Source organism: Enterococcus sp. DIV1937 (assembly GCF_050535975.1).
GTDB lineage: Bacteria > Bacillota > Bacilli > Lactobacillales > Enterococcaceae > Enterococcus > Enterococcus faecalis.
In genome coordinates this window covers 80,228-101,226 of record NZ_CP172909.1, presented here as the reverse complement: position 1 = coordinate 101,226, position 20,999 = coordinate 80,228, and the positions used below count along the sequence as shown (strand labels likewise).

The window sequence follows — 20,999 nt, the reverse complement described above, 5'->3', positions numbered from 1 at the left end:
TATCATAATAAGATTATTTTCGATGTGTCATCTAGTGAAAACAGTTGTTCTTTCACCGAGGAAATGGGTGCCGAATCTAAGTCAAAGATGAATAAAATTTGATTCCCTTCCACATAACGAGACACCGCATTCACTTGAATATTATTTTTTTGTAACGTATCTTTAAAAGCTTGCATCGCCTGCTCTTCTTGATTAATGACTAACAAAATAGGTAAAGGACCATGTAGTTGGACATTGAAACCGTCTAATTCAATGTATTTCACCTCGATAGTGCCGCCACCTACAGAAATTCCTGTTAAATGAATTTCGTGCGTTGCATCACTGAGTGTCACACATGCTGTATTAGCATGCTTCACTGGACTTTCTTCACTCATTTCTAAAAATTGAATCTCAATTCCTTGTTCTTCCGCAAGTTCAATGGATTGTGTTACGTTGGCATCATCTGCTGCTAGTCCAAGAATTCCGCCAATAATTGCAAAATCAGTTCCATGTCCTTTATGCGTGTCTGCAAAAGATTCATAGTATTTAATCACAATTTTTTCTGGCGTTCCGCCGAATAACTTTCTTGCCGCTAAGCCAATTGCTAAGGCCCCAGCTGTATGCGAACTAGAAGGACCAATCATAATAGGACCGATAATGTCAAAACAACTTTTGTAGTTCATTACTTTGTTCACTTTTTTAGGTTTATTGATGGCCATAGCTGTGTTCATACGTAACTCCTCCTTTGGTTTTTACTGCTTCTTTTTCTTTTTCACTGGTTACTTCCGTCGTTCCTTCAAATTCTGGTGTATTATCCACCGCTTCAATTCTGTAACGTTTAAAGACCAGCGCACCTAAAAATCCAAACATCAGACTGACCACTGTGATAATCGCTACTGCTAGTAAAGTCGTTTGAATGGCATTGTTACCTAATGTCACAAGTAAACCAGCCCACGGTGTTGCCATTCCTGTCACAGGTACTTTTAAGCCAAAGAAAGTCACTACAATACCACTAACCATTCCTGAAAATAAATTCGTTGCGTAAATAGGTATTGGATTGGAGCTGATGATATCGACTTGTGTTAATGGCTCAATTGCCACAGCTAACGGAGTTGAAGCTGTGCCTAGTTTTAACTTTTTAAATAGCGCCGCATTGACAATGGAACTGCCGTAACAAGTCAACGCACCGACAGCCATTGGTACACCAGTCAAACCAATCAAGGCAGTTAAAACCATTGAACTTAACGGTGTCATACCAACAATCGGGATAATAGCACCTAAAATTGCGCCCATCACATATGGATTGCCATCTACTGCACTTAAAATCGTGCCCCCAATAACTTCTAGGACACCTAATACAACGGGTTGAATAAAACCAGCAACTAACGAAGCAGCGACTGGAATGACTAAAATAACGACTAATAAGTCAATCCCTTCTGGAATACGTTTTTGCATCTGCTCAACAACAAAAGATAAAAGATATGCGGTAATAAAGGCTGGTAACAAGCTGACTTTAATCAATGACAGACCTAAAATAATTGAAAAAACTGGACTAATCCCGAAAGCGAGCGGCACAAGAGCTCCAGCTGCTAAACCACCTAGACTACCCATTGTTTCACCAATTTGCGACACATAATCTAAATGAAAAACGCCGCCTACTGCATACCGCAAAAATGCCTCTGGTAGAAAGGTGGCACAAGCTGCACCAGACAAAGCACTTAAAGATTTTTTCCCTCGCGGTGCTTTAAAAGAGAATAGGGACATGCCACATAAAACTAAGACTAACATCAAGATTCCTGATAACGTTTTCATTTCTTTGCCTCCAACTATATTTTTTTATAACGGATGGTACTCCTGAATAAAATTTTTATTGCTCAACAAGTGAAAGAATGAGCGAGCATTCCGATGAACTAAAGTACAATGAGTAACAAAAATTTCATTCCACATTCAGAGTATACGACTAAACAAAAGTTTAGTCAATGTATTTTTTTAACGTAAAGAATCTTATTGCTTTTCCATTAAAAAAGTATTACACTAAAATTAATTTCAGTGTAGGGGAGGATATCACTTGGAGTCATATTTACGTTTAAGTGAAGTAGATAAACAAATCTTACATTCACATGCCTTAATGCTTGATGGATTAGGGAACTTCTTTGGTAGTACCCATGAAGTCATTCTTCATAGTTTAGAAAATTTGGAAAGTTCAGCTATCAAAGTCATCAATGGCCATTTCAGTAACCGCAAGGAAGGTGCCCCCATTACTGATATGGCGTTAAAAATGTTAAGTCAAGTAGAGTCGGAACATGATTACGCTGTGAAACCCTACTACAATAAAAATCAAAAAGGGGTTATTTTAAAATCTTCCACTATTCCAGTTATCGGTGAAAATGATCGTATTATTGGATTAATCTGTATCAATATGCATTTAGAAATGCCATTAATTGATTACTTGCAAGACTTATTACCTTCAGGACAACAAAATGATATGTCCCAAGAGCTTAAAAATTCTGAACATTTTTCTGACAATATTGACGAATTAATCACTACTTCACTGACAAAAGTAAAACAAGCAGTAGAAAGCGATCCAAATGTATCACATTTGAATCAAAATAAAGAAATTGTTATTCGTTTATATGATCAAGGAATTTTTAATCTCAAAGATTCTGTCATAAAGATTGCCGATCGATTAGGTATTTCAAAAAATACCATCTATTTACATATCCGCAATCATAAAAAAGAAGAAGCTTAAACCATCAAAGCCACCAACGCTAACTAGCGTTGGTGGCTTTGATCACTTCTCTTCTATTTTAATTTGGTAAATCAAACAAGTAAGGTGCCCCTATTTCTCCATTTAACGTAACGTCTAAGCGATTTTTTGTGCCGGGAACTAAATTACTGGCTGTGAAATTCCCTTGGGCATCCGCAGTAAAACTTGCTAGAATCACCCGCGCATCATCTGCACGTGACACTAAAATAGTTGCATTCGGTGCTGTTTTACCAGAAATTGTCCCTTGTTTCGGATCAATCGTAATATTGCTAAAAGAAAGCGCTGCTTCTTGTCCTGAACTTGGAATATCAATTTGGACAGGTGCACTATTCCGTTGATCAACGGTTGCGATTAATTGAGTAGTCGCTCCCGCTCTGGGACTAATTACTGTAAAATTGCCATTGGCATCCGCATAAAAAACACCTGCTTGTGCAGAAGCATCACCGACTACCGTTGCTGTAATGGTTGCATTAGGTAATGTAGTACCATTAATTTCATTTCTTTCAGGATTGAAAACAACATTGGTAATTGTAATGTTTGTATCAGGTGCTTGGTTTTGAGGGACTTCATTCGTTTCATCAGTTCCTGCAGAAGGCTGCGTGGCATTTTCTGACGGATTTTCCCCTGTCACATTAGAATTTTGACCCGTGACAGACGAATGACTACTTTTCATTTCTTGTTGGCTAGAGGATTTCTGCGTGGCTTTCTTTGTTTCTTGCTTTGGCTTAGAATCATTTGTGCTTGCTGTTTTTTTGTTTCCACATCCTGCTAGACTTAAAGACAATACACTGAACGTTAACATACTGAACAAAGCAATTTTTTTCATTTTTCGTTACCTCCAGAAATCTTTTTGTAACATTAATGTAACATTGTTTTAAAAATCTAGCAATAATTTTTCAACCGTTTTCCTTTTTGTTTAAAAAGAAAAAACCTGCACAAAGGCATTTAGCCTTTGTGTAGGTTTTTATCTGCTAAATGGATTTAATGTTTGCGATAGCTTAAATAGTAAAAGCCAGAAACAAAAATGGCACCACCAATGATATTACCTAAATAAACAAAAATAAAATTACGGAAAAAGTCTCCCCACTGAACGCCGCCTTCAAAAATTGCGGCTGGAATGATGAATGCATTCGCCACACTATGCTGAAAGCCAATTGCAACAAAAATCATTACTGGAAACCAGATGCCTAATAGTTTCCCCGCTGCATCTTTCGCACCATAACAAAGCCATAAGGCCAGACCTACGAACCAGTTACAGCCAATACCTGAAATAATTGCTTGAAGCCAAGTTGCTGCAACTTTATGTTCTGCAAGAGAAAGAACCTGATTTAAATAGGCGCCGCTACTGGTTAAACCTAAATAATGGCCAAAAAAATAGGCAACAAATAGGGCGCCAACCATATTTGCCAATGTAATTGTGACCCAGTTCACGAGTAATTCTCTGAAAGAGACCTTTTTAGCAAACCAAGCCGTACTCACCGCCATCATATTTCCTGTGATTAACTCACCACCAGCCATTAAAATAACAATTAGACCAATTGGGAAAACCGCAGCTCCCACTAAAGCTTGAACACTGGCTAAATCTGCTGGAATAGAGGCGGAAACACGCACATAAGCCAAATAGCCGAGGGAAATCATGGCACCGCCGATAAATCCTAAAATGAGTTTTGCTACCAAAGGCTTTTGAATTTTTTTCTGACCATTTTCAATACTAATACTTAAAATTTCATCTGGTGTATACAAACATTTCACTTCCTTTGTTTTTTGTCCTCCTTTACTTTACCCTTATATCACAGAAATTCAAGTACTTTTGTGTATTTTTTCACTAAAAACTGTAGTTCTTTTAATTTTATATGAAAACATCCTGAAACAAGTCCTATTTCTTGTTTCAGGATGCTTACTTATCCGTTTTTAAAGAGTTATCTTTTCACTTTAAAACAATAGGTTGCTATGGCTAACGATAAAAAGATTAGGCCTAGGAAGCTCACAACTGCTGAAGATTGTTCCTCTGTTTTGGGGAATTTTTTCTTGGCAATTTTGGTCGTATTATCCGCTTTTTTGACTGTTCCTGACGATTCTTGATTTGTCTGTATCTGTTTAGTTGCTTGGTTTTCTGCTACTGATTCCTTTGTTTGACTAGCCTTGGCAGAGGGCTTTGAATTACTTTGAGCGTCATTAGGATCTTGATTAGACTCTACCGCGTAAATGACAGAATTCTGGCCTTTGTTTTGACTGCTTTCGTTTACAGTGCTTGGGGTGCTACTCTCACTTGTACTGTTGGTTGCGCTGGTCGTACTTGAAGCACTACTTTCGCTGGTACTACTTGTTTTACTGGTTGTACTTGGTGTGTTGCTTTCATTTGTATTGCTTGTTTCACTTGCGGTACTACTTTCGCTGGTACTACTGGTTTCGCTGGTTGTGCTTTGCGTGTTGCTTTCACTCGTACTACTGCTCTCACTTGTCGTGCTTGGCGTGCTGCTTTCGCTGGTATTACTGGTTTCACTGGTTGTGCTTGAGGTGCTGCTTTCGCTTGTGTTACTAGTTGTCTCTGTTGATTTTTCAACTAACAGAAGTAACGCCGTTTTTATGGTTTGTGTTAATTGGTTAATACGCTTTTGTGCATCTGCAGGCGTTTTAAAGCCACCAAGTGTTGGCTCTAATAATTCTTCATCTGACCAAGCAAGCAGTTGTTGTAACTGCTTAGAGCTTCCTTCGCCAGTTGTTGTATCTATTAAGGCTTCTTGCATGGCTTGCCAAGAGTCTTTGGTATATACAGATTCGTCTAATTTATGAACGCTTGCAAGTTCATTTTCTGCTTCTGTACGCTCTAGCGTGATATCGGCTTTTTTGACTAATACTTTCATTGCAGATTGCAAATTACTTGTTAACTGATCCACTTGCTCTTGGGTTTTGTCCTGACTCTCCTGACCTTCTGCTAACAATTGTGTCGCCTGCTGATAATAGGAAGGAACAATTGTTTTAGGCCCAATGGCAGTGAATAGCTGCCAAGAGTAAACTGTATATTGGTTTGCTTCACCAATCGAAGCATAAACGGTTTGTAGCTGGGACAAATCAAGCTTTTTTGCAGGGGCCTCTACCGTCACCGGTACGTTCACTGTTACCAATGACCCTGTTTCATAAGTTAATTGAACAGTCACTTTTTGTTGGCCGATTTCATTTAAGACCTCTGGATTGACGATTTTAGCGGCTGGGACTGCTTCATCCGCGTCATTTGTATTAGCAACCAGTTGTTGCGGATCGATTGATTGTCCTTGCACAATCGTTGTAGCCACAGGGGTTGCTAAAGTATTTCTAACCGGAATTGGCGTATTTTTATATTGCTCATAAAGCGTTGGTGAAATTAATGATTCCCATGTTGCTGGCATTAAGCGATAGTCCGCCTCTGTCCAATTTTCTACCAATAATTGGCCGTTTTTAAGGCCATCATCTCGAGTATTGTCTTTCACAAAACTCGTTTCTGGTCGGAAACCACCGCCACTAGCGATTAACAATTCCCGACGTCGGTTTTGCGGAATATTATGGTAGTTAACAAACTGATTGTTGATAAATACGCCATTGAACACATTGTTATTTCCTGTATGTCGATTGTATTCCATTCCAATTGCATATTGATTATCCCAGTATTTCCAATCAAAAATGTTATTAGCCACTAACCAGTTAGAGAGTTCTGAAATAGCACCCTCTGCTTGCGTTTCTGCTAAACCAATCTCTGGTGTTCCATATATAATGAGACCTGTATTTCGCAAATAATTATTCATAATCGTAATATTACGGCCTGATTTAAACTTAAATCCGCCAGCTGGACCATTTTGTAGTCCACGTAAGTGATTCCCCACCACCGTGATATTTTGGGCACCACGGAAATAAATCGCATGATCGCCACCTAAGCCGTTTAAGTTTTCATTGTCATAGGGTGAATAGAAAAAATTATGTTGGACAGTTACATCCTTCAACATATTAAAAGAATTAACCCCGGTGGATAGATAATTTTGTTCATTAGGTACTGAAATAGCACCAGCTTCAATGGCTGTTTGCAAACGTGTAATAGTCGCTGCTAAATCTGAACGACTGGTGCTTTTAATCGCATCTAATTCTGTCACTTTTAACCCAAATAAATTGTCCACGATGTCTACATCTGACATATACTGGAAGCGACTTGGTGTTGAATAACCACCAATGTAAATCGCTCGGTTAAAATCAATCCCTGGCTGCATATGTGCTGTGTCTCGCATGAAAATATTACCTGAAATTTTAACGCCAATATCTGCATTTAAATTGACCACGAATCCTTTTAATGGATTATAAAAGATATTGTTTGCTAGCGTTAATTGATTCGTCAATTTTAAGGTCACATTGATGCCGTCAAAAGCAATATTTTGAAGTCGTACATTGGTTTTCGTCCCGTACGTTGTGTCTGTTAGTTGAATCGGTGTACCTGTAGCATTATGTAAAATAGTGGCTCCTGTTGTATCGCCAATTAATTGATAATTTGAAGAAATCGCAATATCTTTTGACAGAGCATAACTTCCCTGTGGTAAAAATAATGCCCGTCCTTCCTTTGCTGTCTGACTCAGTAATGTCTGTAACTTATCTGTTTGATCCTCTGTGCTATTAGGTACCATCGCTTGCGCACCAAAAATTGTTGCATCTGTTGCATCAACTGGTTCAGCCGCTTCAGTCACCATTGGTAGACCAACCACCGTCAATAAACCAAATAGAAGAATAAGTATTGTTTTCTTCATGTGTTTTCCTCTTTTCATTCCGTTACTTCCAACGGCTTATTTTGTAAAAGTTGATACAGCGTAATAACACGACTGTCTTCGTATGCATAAATTTTTTTAAATTTTGGATTCATATGTAAGATACTTGTTACCTTTAACAAGTTTTGATTTGTGACTTCTAATTCTAAGGCCTCAACCAATTCCTTTAATCGAACACCGGCACTATTTTCTTCACAACTTAAGATTTCTTCAATTTGTTCCATCCGTTTTTTCATTCTATCCCGCCTTCCTTCCCTTGCTCTTTCTATTATATAGAAAAATTCTTGTGAGAACCCTCAATATTTTTTAACTGACTGTTAAAAAAAGTAGTAGTTCCTTTACTATCAATAGCTAATCATCTATTATTTACGATAAAAAAAGCAAAAAAAGTACCTTTTTGACATAATTTTCAGAAGAATTGACGCAGTATTTATTAAAAAACAACGAGAAAACGTCAATAAGTAGGTGTTGATTACCTACTTATTGACGTTTTCTTCTTGTCTTTTTTTACTTTTTAGAAAAATTTTTTTACAATTTATCGGACATATACCTCAAAAAAGCCCATTTTTTTGATTTTTTATTAAAGTGACGTGGTTCTTTTCTCGTTAATTTTTACTATTTTTTGGTTCAAACGATTATATTGCTCAAACGTTAACTCACTTGAAAGTAAAAAGATCTCTGGATGGCCCGTTTCTACATCTGCCAAAGAAGTCACTAATAGTAAATCAATATTTTGCCATTCTTCTTTGCTTGCTTCACTGTATCGTAAGACTTCCAATGCATAAAACCGACGAAAATTATTTTCAATCGAAATTTTCACCCGTTCTTCTTCCAGTACTGGCAAGCCTGATTTTAACCCTAAAACAATTTTTTGTTCGCGATGAATTAAATCATTGGAAAGCGCCAAAACACTAGAATAACGCAGAGCCAAAAATTCTTTATTTGTAAATAATTCATTGCCTGTTTGTTCATAAAGTTGATTTAAGCCTTGGCTTAATTCTTCTAAAAGAACCGGATATTTTTCTTTGACTTTATTCCAAAAGACATTATACATTTTCACATTTTGGACATAGTAAAGTTCGGCAAATAAATGTGTAGCAAACAAATAATAAAAAATTTGCGGACGAATTTTCTCCAATTGCGGCGTCATGTGTATTTCTTCTAATAAGAAATGTTGGACTAAATGAGTCAACATATAAACAGGCGCTTCAGACTCATCAAAATGCGCTAAAATTGCTTGTGCAGTGGCTTCATCTTGATAAAATTGGTCATTGGCTAACAAGAAAAAGTACACAAAAGTTAAATCGTTTTTGTTAAGGAAAAGGGTTGTAGCTGTCATCTCTTCTATAAAGGCTTGGTAATGTTTATTACCTTCTAAATAAGTTTCTTGCTCGGCTGAAGGTCGATATTCGGCGCCTTGCGCACTACGGACTTTTGAGATAGCGACCATATATTTAACTCGGCGTATCACCGTTTCCGCAACTTCTACGTTGAAAAAAGCCATCATTTTTTGGACAGTTTGTGCGACTTCCGTTTCTTGTATATAGTCAAAAGGCCAAGTATCACGGATTAAGTCCATAAAAATAGTGTAAGCAAAATGGCGCAAATACGCTTCATTGCCTTCAATTTTCCAGGTGCTTTTATTAATCACTAACCCCAATGGTGCTAAAATTTCTGTAAACCCTTTGAGCAAGCGCCGAATCGTGGCATCACTGGTATGATATTTTGCTGTCGCTGGCACAATTCCATTAAATCGACCCCAGAATAAATCTTCCATTACTTGATAAGTTAAACTATCCCGAAAAATTGCTGTATAAAGTTTCTGGAATGCTTGACTGGACGCCAAGTTCAAGCGATAGCCATGCCCCTTTTCAAAAGCCAAAGAAGCATCATTATCCACAGCATAATACGTAATGTCATCTTTTAGAAGTTCTACGTATTTTTTGACTGATTTTTTGTTTAATTGTAATTCTTCTGCTAACTCATTGATGTCAATCCAGCCTTCATTAATTGGCAAGTTTCTTAAAATAATAATTTTAGAAACGACATCTGTATCGAATATATCAACATATTCATCCCATTTCACTGTTCACTCAACTGCCTCTCTTCTGTTCTATTGTACACAAAATGAGAAATCTATTCCACGAAAAAATAACAGTTGTTTCTTTTATTCTTTCGTAGATGTGGACGTTTCAGGAACAAACACGTTGAGTCCCCCAGCTTCCACCGTTACTTTAATCGGTAAATCATCGGTAGGGTCGCCATCTGTTCGTGTTTGGACTTTCTTGTCTTTTTCGCCACTAATTTTAAATTGACTCCCAGAGAAATACACGACACCAGGAATTTCATTTAATTGTCCTCTGATAATTTTAGGTAAATAATAGACAAACTTGTAAAAAACTAACTTAGGTAAAATGATAATGTGGACTTCGCCGTCATCTGGCGTAGCATTGGCATCGAAATTGGTAAAGCCGCCAGCAGAATTCGTCATGGTCATCGTTAATAATTGGGCTTTGCCATGCCAACGTCTTTCATCGCCATCAATTTTTAGTTTGTATTTTTTCTTTTTCATTAATAAGCGGAAAAATTGCTTTGTAAAGGCTAAAGGACCATATTTTTGTTTCTCCTGTTGGGTCACATTTGCTGCTGTGTCCGCCAATAGTCCAATCGTTAAGGTCGAAATCATCACATCTTGATTTACCATCCCAAAATCAACTGGCGTGGTCTGTCCTGCCAAAATGGTCTCAAAGGCGTCTTCTTCTTTCAAAGGAATACTTAACACACGCGCAAAATTATTGACTGTTCCACCTGGAATAATCCCTATTTGATAGTCACGAATGGTGTCTTTAAAATTTTGAACGGCATGATGAATGGTCCCGTCACCACCAATGACGACCAAGACACCCACTTGATTTTCTTTGGCATTTTTCCGCATTTCTTCAGGATCGATGTCTGGATTGGAAGGTTGCAAAATAACCGCTTCCCCTCTCGCTTCTGCAGCTTTTTTAAAGCGTTCTGCAATCTCTTTACTTTCACTACTTCCTGAAGTTTCGTTGTATAAAACCATCATCTTTTTCATCATTCTATCCTCATATCTCTAACTAAATTTCTTGCACATGTAAAGTGTACAATATTTTAGCCAAAATACCTAAAGATAGCATCGAAAAACAAAGGCTGAGGCACAAGCGGTTATCTCCAAGAACCCCGTAAGTTCTGTTCAAAGGCTAAACTGAGATGAAGGCTTACCTGAGAATGTCAATAAGAAGGAGCTGCTTTTGTTCAGTTGATTAGCTTAAGATGGAAAAAAATAGGCCATCCGTCGAAAGGACGGATGGCCTGTTTTTTTATAGTTTTTGCTTATTTCTTGCTCTTTTTATAGAAGAGCCAACTTGCCAAACCGACCAACAGGAGGCCGATAAAGACAAAGAAGTAATTGACTTGTGTGTTGGTTTTCGGTAAACCAAGCCAACCTGTCTCTCTAGCTGCTTGTTTCGTTGTTGGCTGATTTGGTTTTGTTTTTTTGGATACAGGTTGTTTCTCGTTAACAAACGTGCCCGCATCCACGAGTTCAGGTTTGTCTTTCGCTGTTGCCGCAATAGTGAATGCGACAGCTTGCTTAGACAGTTGGTAACCATCCGGCGCTTTTGTTTCCACAAAGGTATATTTTCCTGGTTGTAAGTGGTTCACTTGAACTAACCCTTGGTTGTCAGAACGTAATGAACGAGCGACAGTTTGCCCTGTCTCTGCATCTGTCACTTTAAATTCAGCACCTGCTAAGGCATTCTTTTGCTGATCAATTTTCACCAGCTTGGCAGCACCTTGGTAATTAATAAAAGGTGCTTTAAGTACCACAGTGGCTGGTTTGCCTTGGTTGTCTTTGGCAATCGTAAAGCTTGCGCTTGGCGTTTCATTAAGAAGATAGCCAGTTGGCGCTTGTGTCTCCACAAAACGATACGTTCCCGGTGCTAAGTTTTTCGCAATGACTTTGCCTTGCTTGTCAGACATCAGATTGGCTTGTCCAGCTACGGTTTGCCCTGTTTCATCAATGACCTTAAACACCGCACCTGCCAATGCTTCACCTGTTTCGTTTTCTTTGGTTAATTGAGCAGTTCCTTGATAATTGATAAGATCGCCTAAAGCAATTGGCTGCTCTTTTCCTAATTGGGCGGTTACATCAAATGGATGTGGCGTTGTGTCTAACAGATAGCCTGTTGGTGCTTTCGTTTCCACTAAAACGTAATGCCCTTCATTTAGCCCTTTAGCGTAAATTTCGCCAGTCTTATCCGTTGTTATTTCAGAAACCTTTTCTCCTGCACGATTCAAGAATGTTATCGGTGAACCTTGTGGCTGATTCTGCTCATCGGCATTGTAAATTGCAAAAACTGCACCCGCTAAGGTTTGACCTTGCTCGTTGACTTTACGTCCCATTACTTCCGCTTGATAATTTACAAACTCTAACTCATCTAGTGGTTGTTTATCATTTGAATTCTTCTTCACTACAAAATAAATGGGTTGTTTATTGACGATATAGCCATCCGTTGCATCCATTTCATCTAATTCATAACTACCAGCGCCTAAATCCTCCATAGCCAATGAACCATCTTTTTCAGCAGTTACTTCTCTTTCAAAGATTTTTTCCCCGTTTTCGATTCGATACAATTTAAAAATCGTTCCTGGAAGTGGGTTCGCATTGGCATCAATTTTCTTAAAGACGGCGCGTCCTTTGAAATTGGCGAAGGCCCCTAATTGGAAGATCTCCGGATCGCCTTTGAAATCACCACGAATTTCTACTTTTACTAATTCAGGATAAATAATATAATCTGCGCCATCTGGTAATTTTGGTGCTTTGATTTCTTTGTAATAATAGGTACCTGGCGCCAAGTCTCTAAAGATAATTTTGCCATCTTTGCCACTCGTTGCTGTAATCCCTAATGATTGTTTATTGTGATCATATAATTCAAAAACAGCACCTGCTAATGGTTGGTCTGCGCTATTCGTTTTCACGATTTGGAAAGCCCCTTTGTAATTCACAAAGTTGTCACTAGCAACAACGACCGCTGGTTTACCAGCATTTTTCTCAGCAATTTCAAATGGGACTGGCGTGGTATTTAATAAATAGCCTGTTGGCGCTTTGGTTTCTACAAAGCGATATTTACCTGGGGCTAAGTGCTCTGCAATAATTTCCCCTTGATTATTTGTCGTCAAGCCTGTTTGAATCGTTTGTCCCTTCGCATCAAGCACTTTAAATGTCGCACCACTTAATAAGTGTCCATTCACATCTTTTTTGATTAATTTAGCTGCGCCTTGATAGTTAACAAAGTTAGCCGTTGCTATAACTGTTGCTGGTTTGCCCCGATCGCTTGCTGCAATCGTGAAAGCACTTGGTTCAGTGTTTAAAAGGTACCCTGCTGGCGCTTTGGTTTCCACAAATTGATATTTGCCTGGGGCTAAATCCGTCACTGTGACTTTTCCGTTTGCATCCGAAACTAAGTGTTCTCGAACCGCTTGTCCTGTGGTATCAAGGACTGAAAATTCAGCACCTGCTAATGGATTGCCTGCTTGGTCTTTTTTAATTAGTTCAGCAGAACCTTGGTAATTAAGCATTTTAACATGAACATCACGAATTTGTCCGCTCGTGTTTTGTGTCACAATGAACCGTTTGGGTGTCGTGTCTAAAAGATAGCCTGTCGGTGCTTCGATTTCTGTGAACTGATAAAGCCCTGGTTTTAAACTATCCACCTCTAACTGGCCATTCGCGTTGGTTCGATCCGGCGCAAGGGGAACTTCTTCCCAATGAGTAAACGGCGTGGTTACGGCATGCTCTAATTTAAAGCGAGCATTGACTAACTTTTTACCCTTCTCATCCATTTTTTCTAAAAATACTTTATTGACATCGTTTTTAATAATGGTTGGTTGTGCTCCTTCGGCTGAAGTTTCTTCATCAATAGTAATGACTCGGCCTTTAGCTAATTCGTCCGAAACTGTATAGCCTTCTGGTGCTTTTGTCTCCACCAAAATGTATTGCCCTTGCGGCAACCCACCAAATGTGATAACCCCAGTGGCGTCTACTGTACCTTCACGTAGGACTTGTGTTTTAGCTTGGTCCCAAATTTGGAAATGGGCGCCTGCTAAAATAGTCGTCTCATCCATGGCTGTTTTCTTCAGCTGAATTTTGCCTTTAGTCCCTGTGGCATGCCCGCCACTGTGATCAATGTCAACGACCACATCGCCATTGTCATCCCCATGAACGACTTCTGAACCATTTCCAGTAATTGACACTTGGTTGGATACCGTGTCTGTACTCCCCGCCGCTGAAGAAGTCACTAAACTACGATATTCCATATAATAAGGTGCTTCAATATGGGCCATTTTAACGACAATTTTTTGTTGTCCTGTTTCATTATCGGTGGTAACTTCCAGTGTGTAATCTTTTCCTTCTTCTAAAATAACAGATTTATCTGGCGTAATCGTTCCGTCTTCTTTTACGTTGGTACCGTAAATCACCAATGACTCGGGATCTAACACTTGGTTTGGTGAGGGTGTATCAGTAATAACCACATCGTCTAAAACCGATTGGGCGCCATTGATCATTACATGCCAGTACACATGATCTGGATCATCTTTGTGGTATTCGCCACCTTTTTTCACTGATTCGCCACCATGTTGAATAGAAACTTTTCCTGTCACATCACGTGAAGAACCTTGGTTTGTATAAGATGCGGTATTGTCATAACTAGCCGAACCTTCGATAACTTTTTCATCAACAGACGTCTTAAATTCAATCACATACGTACGACTATCATTAGGAAAATCAACACGCCAAGTATTTTGGTTTTTCTCGCTTGGTTCTTCCATTGTGATATCCGTCAACGGTTGCGTTGGTTTCACTTTTTCAACCGAACCATCTGGCTTTGTATTGCCTTCATAGACTTTCAAGCTCCCAGCCAAATAGGTTTGATTGGTTAAAATTGGATCCGTCAAAAAGGCGTCGACTAAACGATTATTACTTAAATTAACCGCAATCGTCCAAGTGATTTCTTTGGTGACGGCATTGTAAACACCGCTTTTTTGCGCATTTAAATCAAAAGCAGGTAAAGGTTTAAACGGTTTACTATCTTCTGAATGATGATTATTTCCTGCTTCATCCGTCCAATCAATGGCAGCAGTATTTCGGTAATGGTCCAACGCGGGATCATTAGCGTCTAACTCGGTAACATCGAAAAAGGTAGTATAGGTTATGTGGAAAGCATCACTTGTTTTGGCATACGCCCCTATAAAACTTACCTTAAAGCCTGTTTCACCATCTGCATTACGAGTTATTTCTACCATGAAATCCTTGCCTAACGTCAACTGAGCACCAGTGGTTGTATCTTTGACAACCAACGAATTGGGTACCATAGTTAAGCCAGGAACTGGTTCGTACGTATCCGTAATCACGGCGTTTTCCATCAAATAATTATTTTGATTCACAGCTAACGTCCAACCAATCGTTGAATTTTGATAATCAACTACACCAGTGTTTTTAATAATATTTTGTTGACTGGCTGTGCCATCACCTTCTGAATGCTGACCAGTGCCGACATCCACACGATTATTCACGGCAACATCGCCTTCGACAATTCCATCAACTTTGGTTTTATAATCAATCTTGACTGCGCCATTCACATCATGTAAAAAGTCAATTGCAAAGGAACCGTCTCCGTTGATTACCACTTTGTAATCTTTTCCTTCCACAAGTTCTGCTCCAACGACTTCATTTCCTTTGTCATCAAATGTCACTGAATATAAATGTAAAGAATCTGGTTCAAACGTTAAATTATCCCCCATTGTGTCTGTAATGACTGCTTGGTCTTTTGGAATGGTTTGTTCACCATAGTTGTAGTTAATTTCCCAAGTGAATTCTTGATTGGCTTCGTCGTAATCTATATTGCGCTTGTCTAACATTTTGCCATATGTGGCGGTAACAGTTGCTTCAGCATCTAACCCATTTGGATTATTATCACTTGTTAACGTCGCGTGATTTTTAAAAGGCACATCGCCGCCGCCATCTGGAATAACCGCCTCGTCAATCGTCGTTTGGTACTCAAGACGATACGCTTTGTTGGTGTCACCTTTAATCGTCACATTGCCATTTTTATCAACGGTATATTCATCTGGACTAAGTTCGCGACCCACTTCTTTAATTGTTCCATCAAGATTCATCACTAACTCATAGACTTTCACGGACTTAAAGGTATTCCCTGTTGGCCATGTTTCCGTCACAGTTGGATTTGTTTGATCTTTCATCGCTTGATTGATATCTACCGTCCAAGTAATCGCACTAGGATTGGGCGTTCGATCAAAATGGCCTTGTTTATCAATTTGTTGTTCGGTATCTGGGACAATTGGAATCACTACAGGCGGCAAATCTTCTTGTGTAGGAATATCAATCAACCAATCTCCTGGGCCCCGCCCATCTGAATCATTCAAATGAGTATCTAAAGAAAAGTCCCCGTGAATGTCACTTTCAGACGTGATTCGCTCATTAAAGGTAAAACGAACCGTACCATCTTCACTAATTGTGTAGGTTCCATAGACATTTCCTTCTGCATCAACTAAATCACCTGAACCTGGTTTATTAGGTTTCAAATTGCCAGGTAATTGAAACTCGAAGTAATCGCCTGCTTTCATTTGTTCCCGCACATCTTCTGGAATCGACCAGTTAAAGTTCCAATGAATGGTCACATCTTCTTTATACGGCGGTGTTGCTGGTGTGCCATCAGGATTTAAATAAATCGGATCTTCAAAATTATCGATAATCGTTGTTTCATCACCTGTAAAATAGTCACTGATATCTGTTGGTCCTGCTACGCGCGGTTTGACAGTCGTCGATTCAGTTGTTTTACTTTCTATCGCTTTTGTCGTGCTGGCGACAGTTTCTTCGGACGAACGAGGAACAGAGGAGTTTGTAGATGCTTCTTCTGTTGAACCTTCATTCGCTGATGCGGCTGGCGAACTCGTGATTGCCGTTGATTCTGTCGGATCAGTACCAGTCTTTAACGTCAACGCTCGTTGCTGTTGTCCATAAGAAAACGTCACATCTTCTGTAGCTGTAGGGTTCAACGTTAAGACTAACGTATCTGCTAACGCTTGCTGATTCAATTCAATTTGAATCTGTTTCTTCTGGTCATCCACTTGAATCTTGCGCGTATTATTGGGCGCTGCCCAATGTGCAGCTTTGATTGACACATTGGCACTATAATGCACTACAACCTCTTGTGTTACTGGTTGTGCTTTTCCTTGAAGCGCTAAGGTCATTTCTTGCTGGCTGGTTTGCTTCACTTCTCCTAACGTTAACTGGCCATCGCTGTTAACATCTTCCGCCAAAGCCATGAGTGGTGTGCCATAATTTAGAACAAGTAACAAACACATCAACCCGTAGAGCCAACGGTTTACCATTGGACCATTCTTTCTCATTTCTTTCATCCTTCCTCTACTAACGACACATAGAAGAGAACGTTCACTTCGTACCAATTTTTTATTTTAAACCAAATAATTGAGTGCTCTTCTGTTGTCTTTCTTCCTTGCTAAAACAGACAGCCAACACACCTTTTCTTTTTATCTCCTCAAAACGCACTCTTACTTCGAATGCGGATTCATTTTCTGCTTTTTCCTATAGACTCTTCTATAAGAATAAGAAGAGTATAACGAGATTTTTCAGCGAAAATTATCAACAACTTCTCCTCCAAATAGAAAAAGTTGATGAAATCCCAGAAACCCTTTTCATCTTTATGAAAACACGTCCTTATCCTTTCTTATTTTTACTATTCCTTCTTCCACTATACCGTTTTTTTTAATTTTTTTCATAAGAACTAACCAGACAAAAAAGCCTATTTGTATAAGCTATTTAAGCTAAAAAATCAATAGACTCAAATTATCATTTTTGTTATTTAAATGTTTTATATAAACTGGTTGTTTTTCTTAATAATTTTTTGCTCTATCATTTTTTGTCCATGTTTTCTTCCATTTGACACATTCAGTTCTTCTTGATTTTTAAGAATAGATACAGTAGCATAAGAACAACTAGTTCTTTCACTGGCAATTGTCAAATGTCATTTAGACAAGAATGCCCTATCTGTATTATCTGAAAAATCAAACAATCATAACCAATTAGAAAGGTGGTTATTATGTATAACTTATTAACCAAACAGGAAATTCAGTTACTTTCCCTAATTGAATACTTGTATGACAGTAAAGAAAAAGTCCCCATGCAAGTACTCCGACGAAAATATGAATTTTCCCATTACAATATCAACAATTTATTGAATCAATTAACTTTGTTAATTTCTCGAGTCAATACACATGAAAATGTACATATTCGCATCATTAATAATCAACAGTCCATAGAATTAGTTGCCGATGAAAATATCCCGATTGAGTTAATGAAAGAAGCTGTTGTCCGCGGGTCACTAACCTATATGTTAGCCCTGGATTTACTTTTAAAACGCTACACATCAGCCAAAGATTTTTGTGAAGAGCACTTTATTAACTTTTCTATTTTTAAACAAGTCAGTGACCGTTTAAATAATCATCTAGCTAGATTTAATTGTTATTTAAACTTAAAAAGACGAGAAAAAATTTGTGGTAACGAGAAAGATTTTCGCAGTTTCTTTTATTCCTTATTCTTCATTTCAGGAACTTCTCTAGTACCATTTCTATCTAAGACTAATCAAGCACAATTGCAGAACTTCATTGAAATCATCAAAAACCGTTACCCTTACTTTACATATACTGATTTACGCAAATTAAAATTAATTATGTCCATAGGTTTACTCCGTTATCAATCCGGTTTTACAATCACCAATTATCCAGAAGTTGCTGCTATTAATTTGGCCTTTCCTTATTCAGAATTCCAACTATTAGTGAATGATTGTTTTATTGATGAACAAAAAGAACCTGACACTTGGCAAGCTGAGATTCATTTTTATTATGATTTCTTCAGCACATTAACGATGTACTCTCTGGTCCAAATGGAAACCATCAACTTTGCCAACTTAGCGATCATGGGAATGGATAACAGTCCACACGCTACTTGGATTTTTGAAAAATGTACGCAATTACAGTTGGATTTAAGCGCAATAGAAGTGGTCTTTTTGTTGGTTAATTTATCCAATGCCAGTGAACGACTGATTCATTTCCCTGTGGAAGAGGAATTGAGCTATGAGGTTGCTAATGTCTCTTTGTATGAAAAACAATACCCAAATGTTTCACGAACAACCAACTATTTCTTAAAGCGTTTGCCTTTTGACAAACAACATCCACTAGATGCGTTATTTAAAGAAACCATTTTTTTAATTATTCGGAGTGTTTTATTAAATAAACAAATTCCTGTTAAAATTTTACTTCATTCATCTATTAATCAGATACAAGAAAATTGGTTAGCGAAGGAAATCAATAATTATTGCGATGTTCCTTTGAAATTTGTTAATCATATTCAAGAAGTGCCTGACTTAGTCATTACTGACAAAAATAATCCGCTTTTTCACGCCAGTAAAACTTTTTATTGGCATCCCGTTCCTTATTTAGACGAATACTATAACCTAAAACAAGTAGTTCGCAAAATTTATTTTGCCAAATTGCGTGGGGAAAACAGTTTGGAGGGAATCGGATGTTAACAGGGTTACTTGATGTACCTTATCGTAAAAGTTTTGCTCTTTTAGAAGAGTTACTCGAACGTCGTGAAGCAGAAGAACAAACATTGGCGATTTCTACTTTAGCGACTCAATTAAAAATGCAACAAAATACCATTCTACAATCTGTAGCTTTGCTCCAAACAGAAATTGAAAAAAACGGCTGGGAGAACTTATTTTCTTTATCAGCAAACGCCAAAGAAATCACATTTTGGTTTGCACCCTATTTCCAACTGTCGTTTTTGATGCCCTACTTTGTCAAAAAAAGTTTCGCGTATCAAGTACTGACCTATGCCTTTAACCATAATGCAATTGATAGCAAACATTTTGAAAAAGTCCTAGAAATTTCTTCATCAACCTTTACGCGAAAAATTGGACAATTAAACCAATGGCTCCAAAAATATCAGATTGAAATCAATTTAAAACGTACCAATGTGTTGGTGGGCAAAGAAAAAGATATCCGGATTTTCTTTATGATGCTTTTTTGGAACAATTACTCTGAAGGGGATTGGCCGTTGCACACGATTACTAAAAAAGAAGTCCATAGTCTCTTTCGACGTTTAAAACACTCTGTTTCTTTCAATACAACACAAGATTTTACAAAAGACTTAATTTTTTCTGCGGTGATTTTAGCGCGTTGGAAAGAGGGCTTTTTTATCAAAGAAACTTTCGTGGAGGAAGAAGCGATTGTTAATCCCTTTGTTAATCTGAGTGAATTTGAATTGTTTTTTAAAGAAGAAGCCTTACACCAAGTTCCAACAAAATTTATACAAAAAGAAGGCCTTTTTGCCTTTTTCTTATTGACGATTAGTGTCAGCTACGCCACACAAGATGTCTTGGAAATTCCAGCAGCACGGATGCATATGGTCCAGCTATTAGGCTCACCCATTAAAGAGATCATTTATCAACTAACGTCTTTTTATCAAATTAAATTGACATTTCACGAGTATCTTTATCTATATACTTCTATCCAAAATTTAAGTGTCTTTTTTAAGACCTTTGTCACGATTGCCAATCCATTTGTGCAAGAAAGCTTTTTAAAAGAAGCACTTCAAAAAAATCCAAGTCTCTACAAAGATGTGAAGCGCCTTACAATTGAAATGCTTCCGACATTGATTGGCAATGAAAAATTGTTAGTTGACTGCTTGTTTATTCTTTTTTGTACACTGAAAACGAAATCTTTACCACCGATTCGTGTCTTAGTAAGGACCAATCAAAGTAACTTAATTTTAGATACCCTTTATGAAAAGCTAAGTAAAGCCGTGGATAAAAAATTAATTTTTGTCGCTTCACCAGAAAAGCCTTTCGATGTAATTATTACAGATATCTTTTCAGAAGTTAGTGTCAAATCAACGGTTCCCACTTATTATGTTGATTTTTCCGCTAGCATTGGTGAACTAGCGCAAAGCTTAGAAAATTTAAATACACAAATTGTCACCAAACAAAGTCCACGCCACTTTTAAAAGTTTTCACGTGAAACATTTTAAGTGATAAAAATTACAAAAAACGCCAAAAGGTAGCAGAAAAACTGCTACCTTTTGACGTTTTTTACGAAAATTTTCAATGTTCCACTCTAGTGATACCGAAACGTAGAACATTCATTTACTAACTACTCACTTTACATGACGTTGTTATTTTCTGTCACCAATTCTAGCTCTTGCAAGTAATGATCCAAAGTCGCGTGATGTTGATCGACATCGGCTAACTCTGTTTCAATTTTAGCTAAACGCGTGTTCATGCGTTGAATTTCCGTTAGTGTTTGTTGTAAAACGTTTAAAATCCGTTCATCGTTAGGCATTGAAA

The 20,999-nt window shown here is 38.0% G+C and carries 13 protein-coding genes; 3 read left to right on the top strand and 10 right to left on the bottom strand.

The window, feature by feature from the left end; all coding sequences use genetic code 11:
• Positions 1-2: 2 nt before the first annotated feature.
• Positions 3-698: an L-serine ammonia-lyase, iron-sulfur-dependent subunit beta gene (gene sdaAB, locus IGL13_RS00420; RefSeq protein WP_002387470.1), complete on the bottom strand. Its 696-nt coding sequence runs from the start codon at positions 696-698 to the stop codon at positions 3-5.
• Positions 685-1,791 (bottom strand): PTS sugar transporter subunit IIC, encoded by a 1,107-nt coding sequence (locus tag IGL13_RS00415; protein WP_002383466.1) that lies wholly within the window; start codon positions 1,789-1,791, stop codon positions 685-687. The genes sdaAB and IGL13_RS00415 overlap by 14 nt, the downstream gene beginning before the upstream one ends.
• Before the next feature lie 316 nt (positions 1,792-2,107).
• On the opposite strand from IGL13_RS00415, the gene IGL13_RS00410 reads away from it, so the two are divergent.
• The gene (locus IGL13_RS00410; RefSeq protein ID WP_002383467.1) at positions 2,108-2,728 is read left to right on the top strand and encodes a helix-turn-helix transcriptional regulator; all 621 of its coding nucleotides are present in this window, start codon (positions 2,108-2,110) and stop codon (positions 2,726-2,728) included.
• Positions 2,729-2,786: 58 nt separating this feature from the next.
• Here the strand turns inward: IGL13_RS00410 and IGL13_RS00405 are convergent, their stop codons facing one another.
• From IGL13_RS00405 to fss1, 7 genes are all read right to left on the bottom strand, one after another.
• A complete protein-coding gene (locus IGL13_RS00405) occupies positions 2,787-3,572 on the bottom strand; it encodes a hypothetical protein (RefSeq protein WP_002378699.1) in 786 nt (261 codons plus the stop codon).
• Between the two features lie 155 nt (positions 3,573-3,727).
• Entirely contained in the window at positions 3,728-4,489 is a 762-nt protein-coding gene (locus tag IGL13_RS00400; RefSeq protein ID WP_002389593.1) for a formate/nitrite transporter family protein, read from the bottom strand.
• Positions 4,490-4,665: 176 nt separating this feature from the next.
• The gene (locus IGL13_RS00395; RefSeq protein WP_430604612.1) at positions 4,666-7,527 is read right to left on the bottom strand and encodes a glycosyl hydrolase family 28-related protein; all 2,862 of its coding nucleotides are present in this window, start codon (positions 7,525-7,527) and stop codon (positions 4,666-4,668) included.
• Positions 7,524-7,763 (bottom strand): hypothetical protein, encoded by a 240-nt coding sequence (locus tag IGL13_RS00390; protein ID WP_002356115.1) that lies wholly within the window; start codon positions 7,761-7,763, stop codon positions 7,524-7,526. The genes IGL13_RS00395 and IGL13_RS00390 overlap by 4 nt, the downstream gene beginning before the upstream one ends.
• A 344-nt stretch (positions 7,764-8,107) precedes the next feature.
• Positions 8,108-9,613 (bottom strand): helix-turn-helix domain-containing protein, encoded by a 1,506-nt coding sequence (locus tag IGL13_RS00385; RefSeq protein ID WP_002378697.1) that lies wholly within the window; start codon positions 9,611-9,613, stop codon positions 8,108-8,110.
• A gap of 81 nt (positions 9,614-9,694) precedes the next feature.
• A complete protein-coding gene (locus tag IGL13_RS00380; protein WP_002387466.1) occupies positions 9,695-10,609 on the bottom strand; it encodes a diacylglycerol/lipid kinase family protein in 915 nt (304 codons plus the stop codon).
• A gap of 275 nt (positions 10,610-10,884) precedes the next feature.
• Entirely contained in the window at positions 10,885-16,983 is a 6,099-nt protein-coding gene (fss1, locus tag IGL13_RS00375) for a fibrinogen-binding MSCRAMM adhesin Fss1 (RefSeq protein ID WP_010710074.1), read from the bottom strand.
• Between the two features lie 710 nt (positions 16,984-17,693).
• On the opposite strand from fss1, the gene IGL13_RS00370 reads away from it, so the two are divergent.
• Both IGL13_RS00370 and IGL13_RS00365 read left to right on the top strand, forming a co-directional pair.
• Complete coding sequence (locus IGL13_RS00370; protein ID WP_002381348.1) at positions 17,694-19,181, top strand: helix-turn-helix domain-containing protein; 1,488 nt, start codon at positions 17,694-17,696, stop codon at positions 19,179-19,181.
• Positions 19,175-20,659 carry a helix-turn-helix domain-containing protein gene (locus tag IGL13_RS00365; protein ID WP_002359246.1) on the top strand — a complete coding sequence of 495 codons (1,485 nt, stop codon included), beginning with the start codon at positions 19,175-19,177 and terminating at the stop codon, positions 20,657-20,659. Before IGL13_RS00370 ends, IGL13_RS00365 begins: the two co-directional genes overlap by 7 nt.
• 155 nt (positions 20,660-20,814) lie before the next feature.
• Here the strand turns inward: IGL13_RS00365 and IGL13_RS00360 are convergent, their stop codons facing one another.
• Entirely contained in the window at positions 20,815-20,994 is a 180-nt protein-coding gene (locus IGL13_RS00360; protein ID WP_002381345.1) for a hypothetical protein, read from the bottom strand.
• Between the last annotated feature and the right edge of the window lie 5 nt (positions 20,995-20,999).

Excerpts from the sequence above, each read along its gene's own strand:
- sdaAB (WP_002387470.1), bottom strand. The coding sequence starts at position 698 with ATGGCCATCAATAAACCTAAAAAAGTGAACAAAGTAATGAACTACAAA.
- IGL13_RS00415 (WP_002383466.1), bottom strand. The coding sequence starts at position 1,791 with ATGAAAACGTTATCAGGAATCTTGATGTTAGTCTTAGTTTTATGTGGC.
- IGL13_RS00410 (WP_002383467.1), top strand. The coding sequence starts at position 2,108 with ATGCTTGATGGATTAGGGAACTTCTTTGGTAGTACCCATGAAGTCATT.
- IGL13_RS00405 (WP_002378699.1), bottom strand. The coding sequence starts at position 3,572 with ATGAAAAAAATTGCTTTGTTCAGTATGTTAACGTTCAGTGTATTGTCT.
- IGL13_RS00395 (WP_430604612.1), bottom strand. The coding sequence starts at position 7,527 with ATGAAAAGAGGAAAACACATGAAGAAAACAATACTTATTCTTCTATTT.
- IGL13_RS00390 (WP_002356115.1), bottom strand. The coding sequence starts at position 7,763 with ATGAAAAAACGGATGGAACAAATTGAAGAAATCTTAAGTTGTGAAGAA.
- IGL13_RS00380 (WP_002387466.1), bottom strand. The coding sequence starts at position 10,609 with ATGATGAAAAAGATGATGGTTTTATACAACGAAACTTCAGGAAGTAGT.
- fss1 (WP_010710074.1), bottom strand. The coding sequence starts at position 16,983 with ATGAGAAAGAATGGTCCAATGGTAAACCGTTGGCTCTACGGGTTGATG.
- IGL13_RS00370 (WP_002381348.1), top strand. The coding sequence starts at position 17,694 with ATGTATAACTTATTAACCAAACAGGAAATTCAGTTACTTTCCCTAATT.
- IGL13_RS00365 (WP_002359246.1), top strand. The coding sequence starts at position 19,175 with ATGTTAACAGGGTTACTTGATGTACCTTATCGTAAAAGTTTTGCTCTT.
- IGL13_RS00360 (WP_002381345.1), bottom strand. The coding sequence starts at position 20,994 with ATGCCTAACGATGAACGGATTTTAAACGTTTTACAACAAACACTAACG.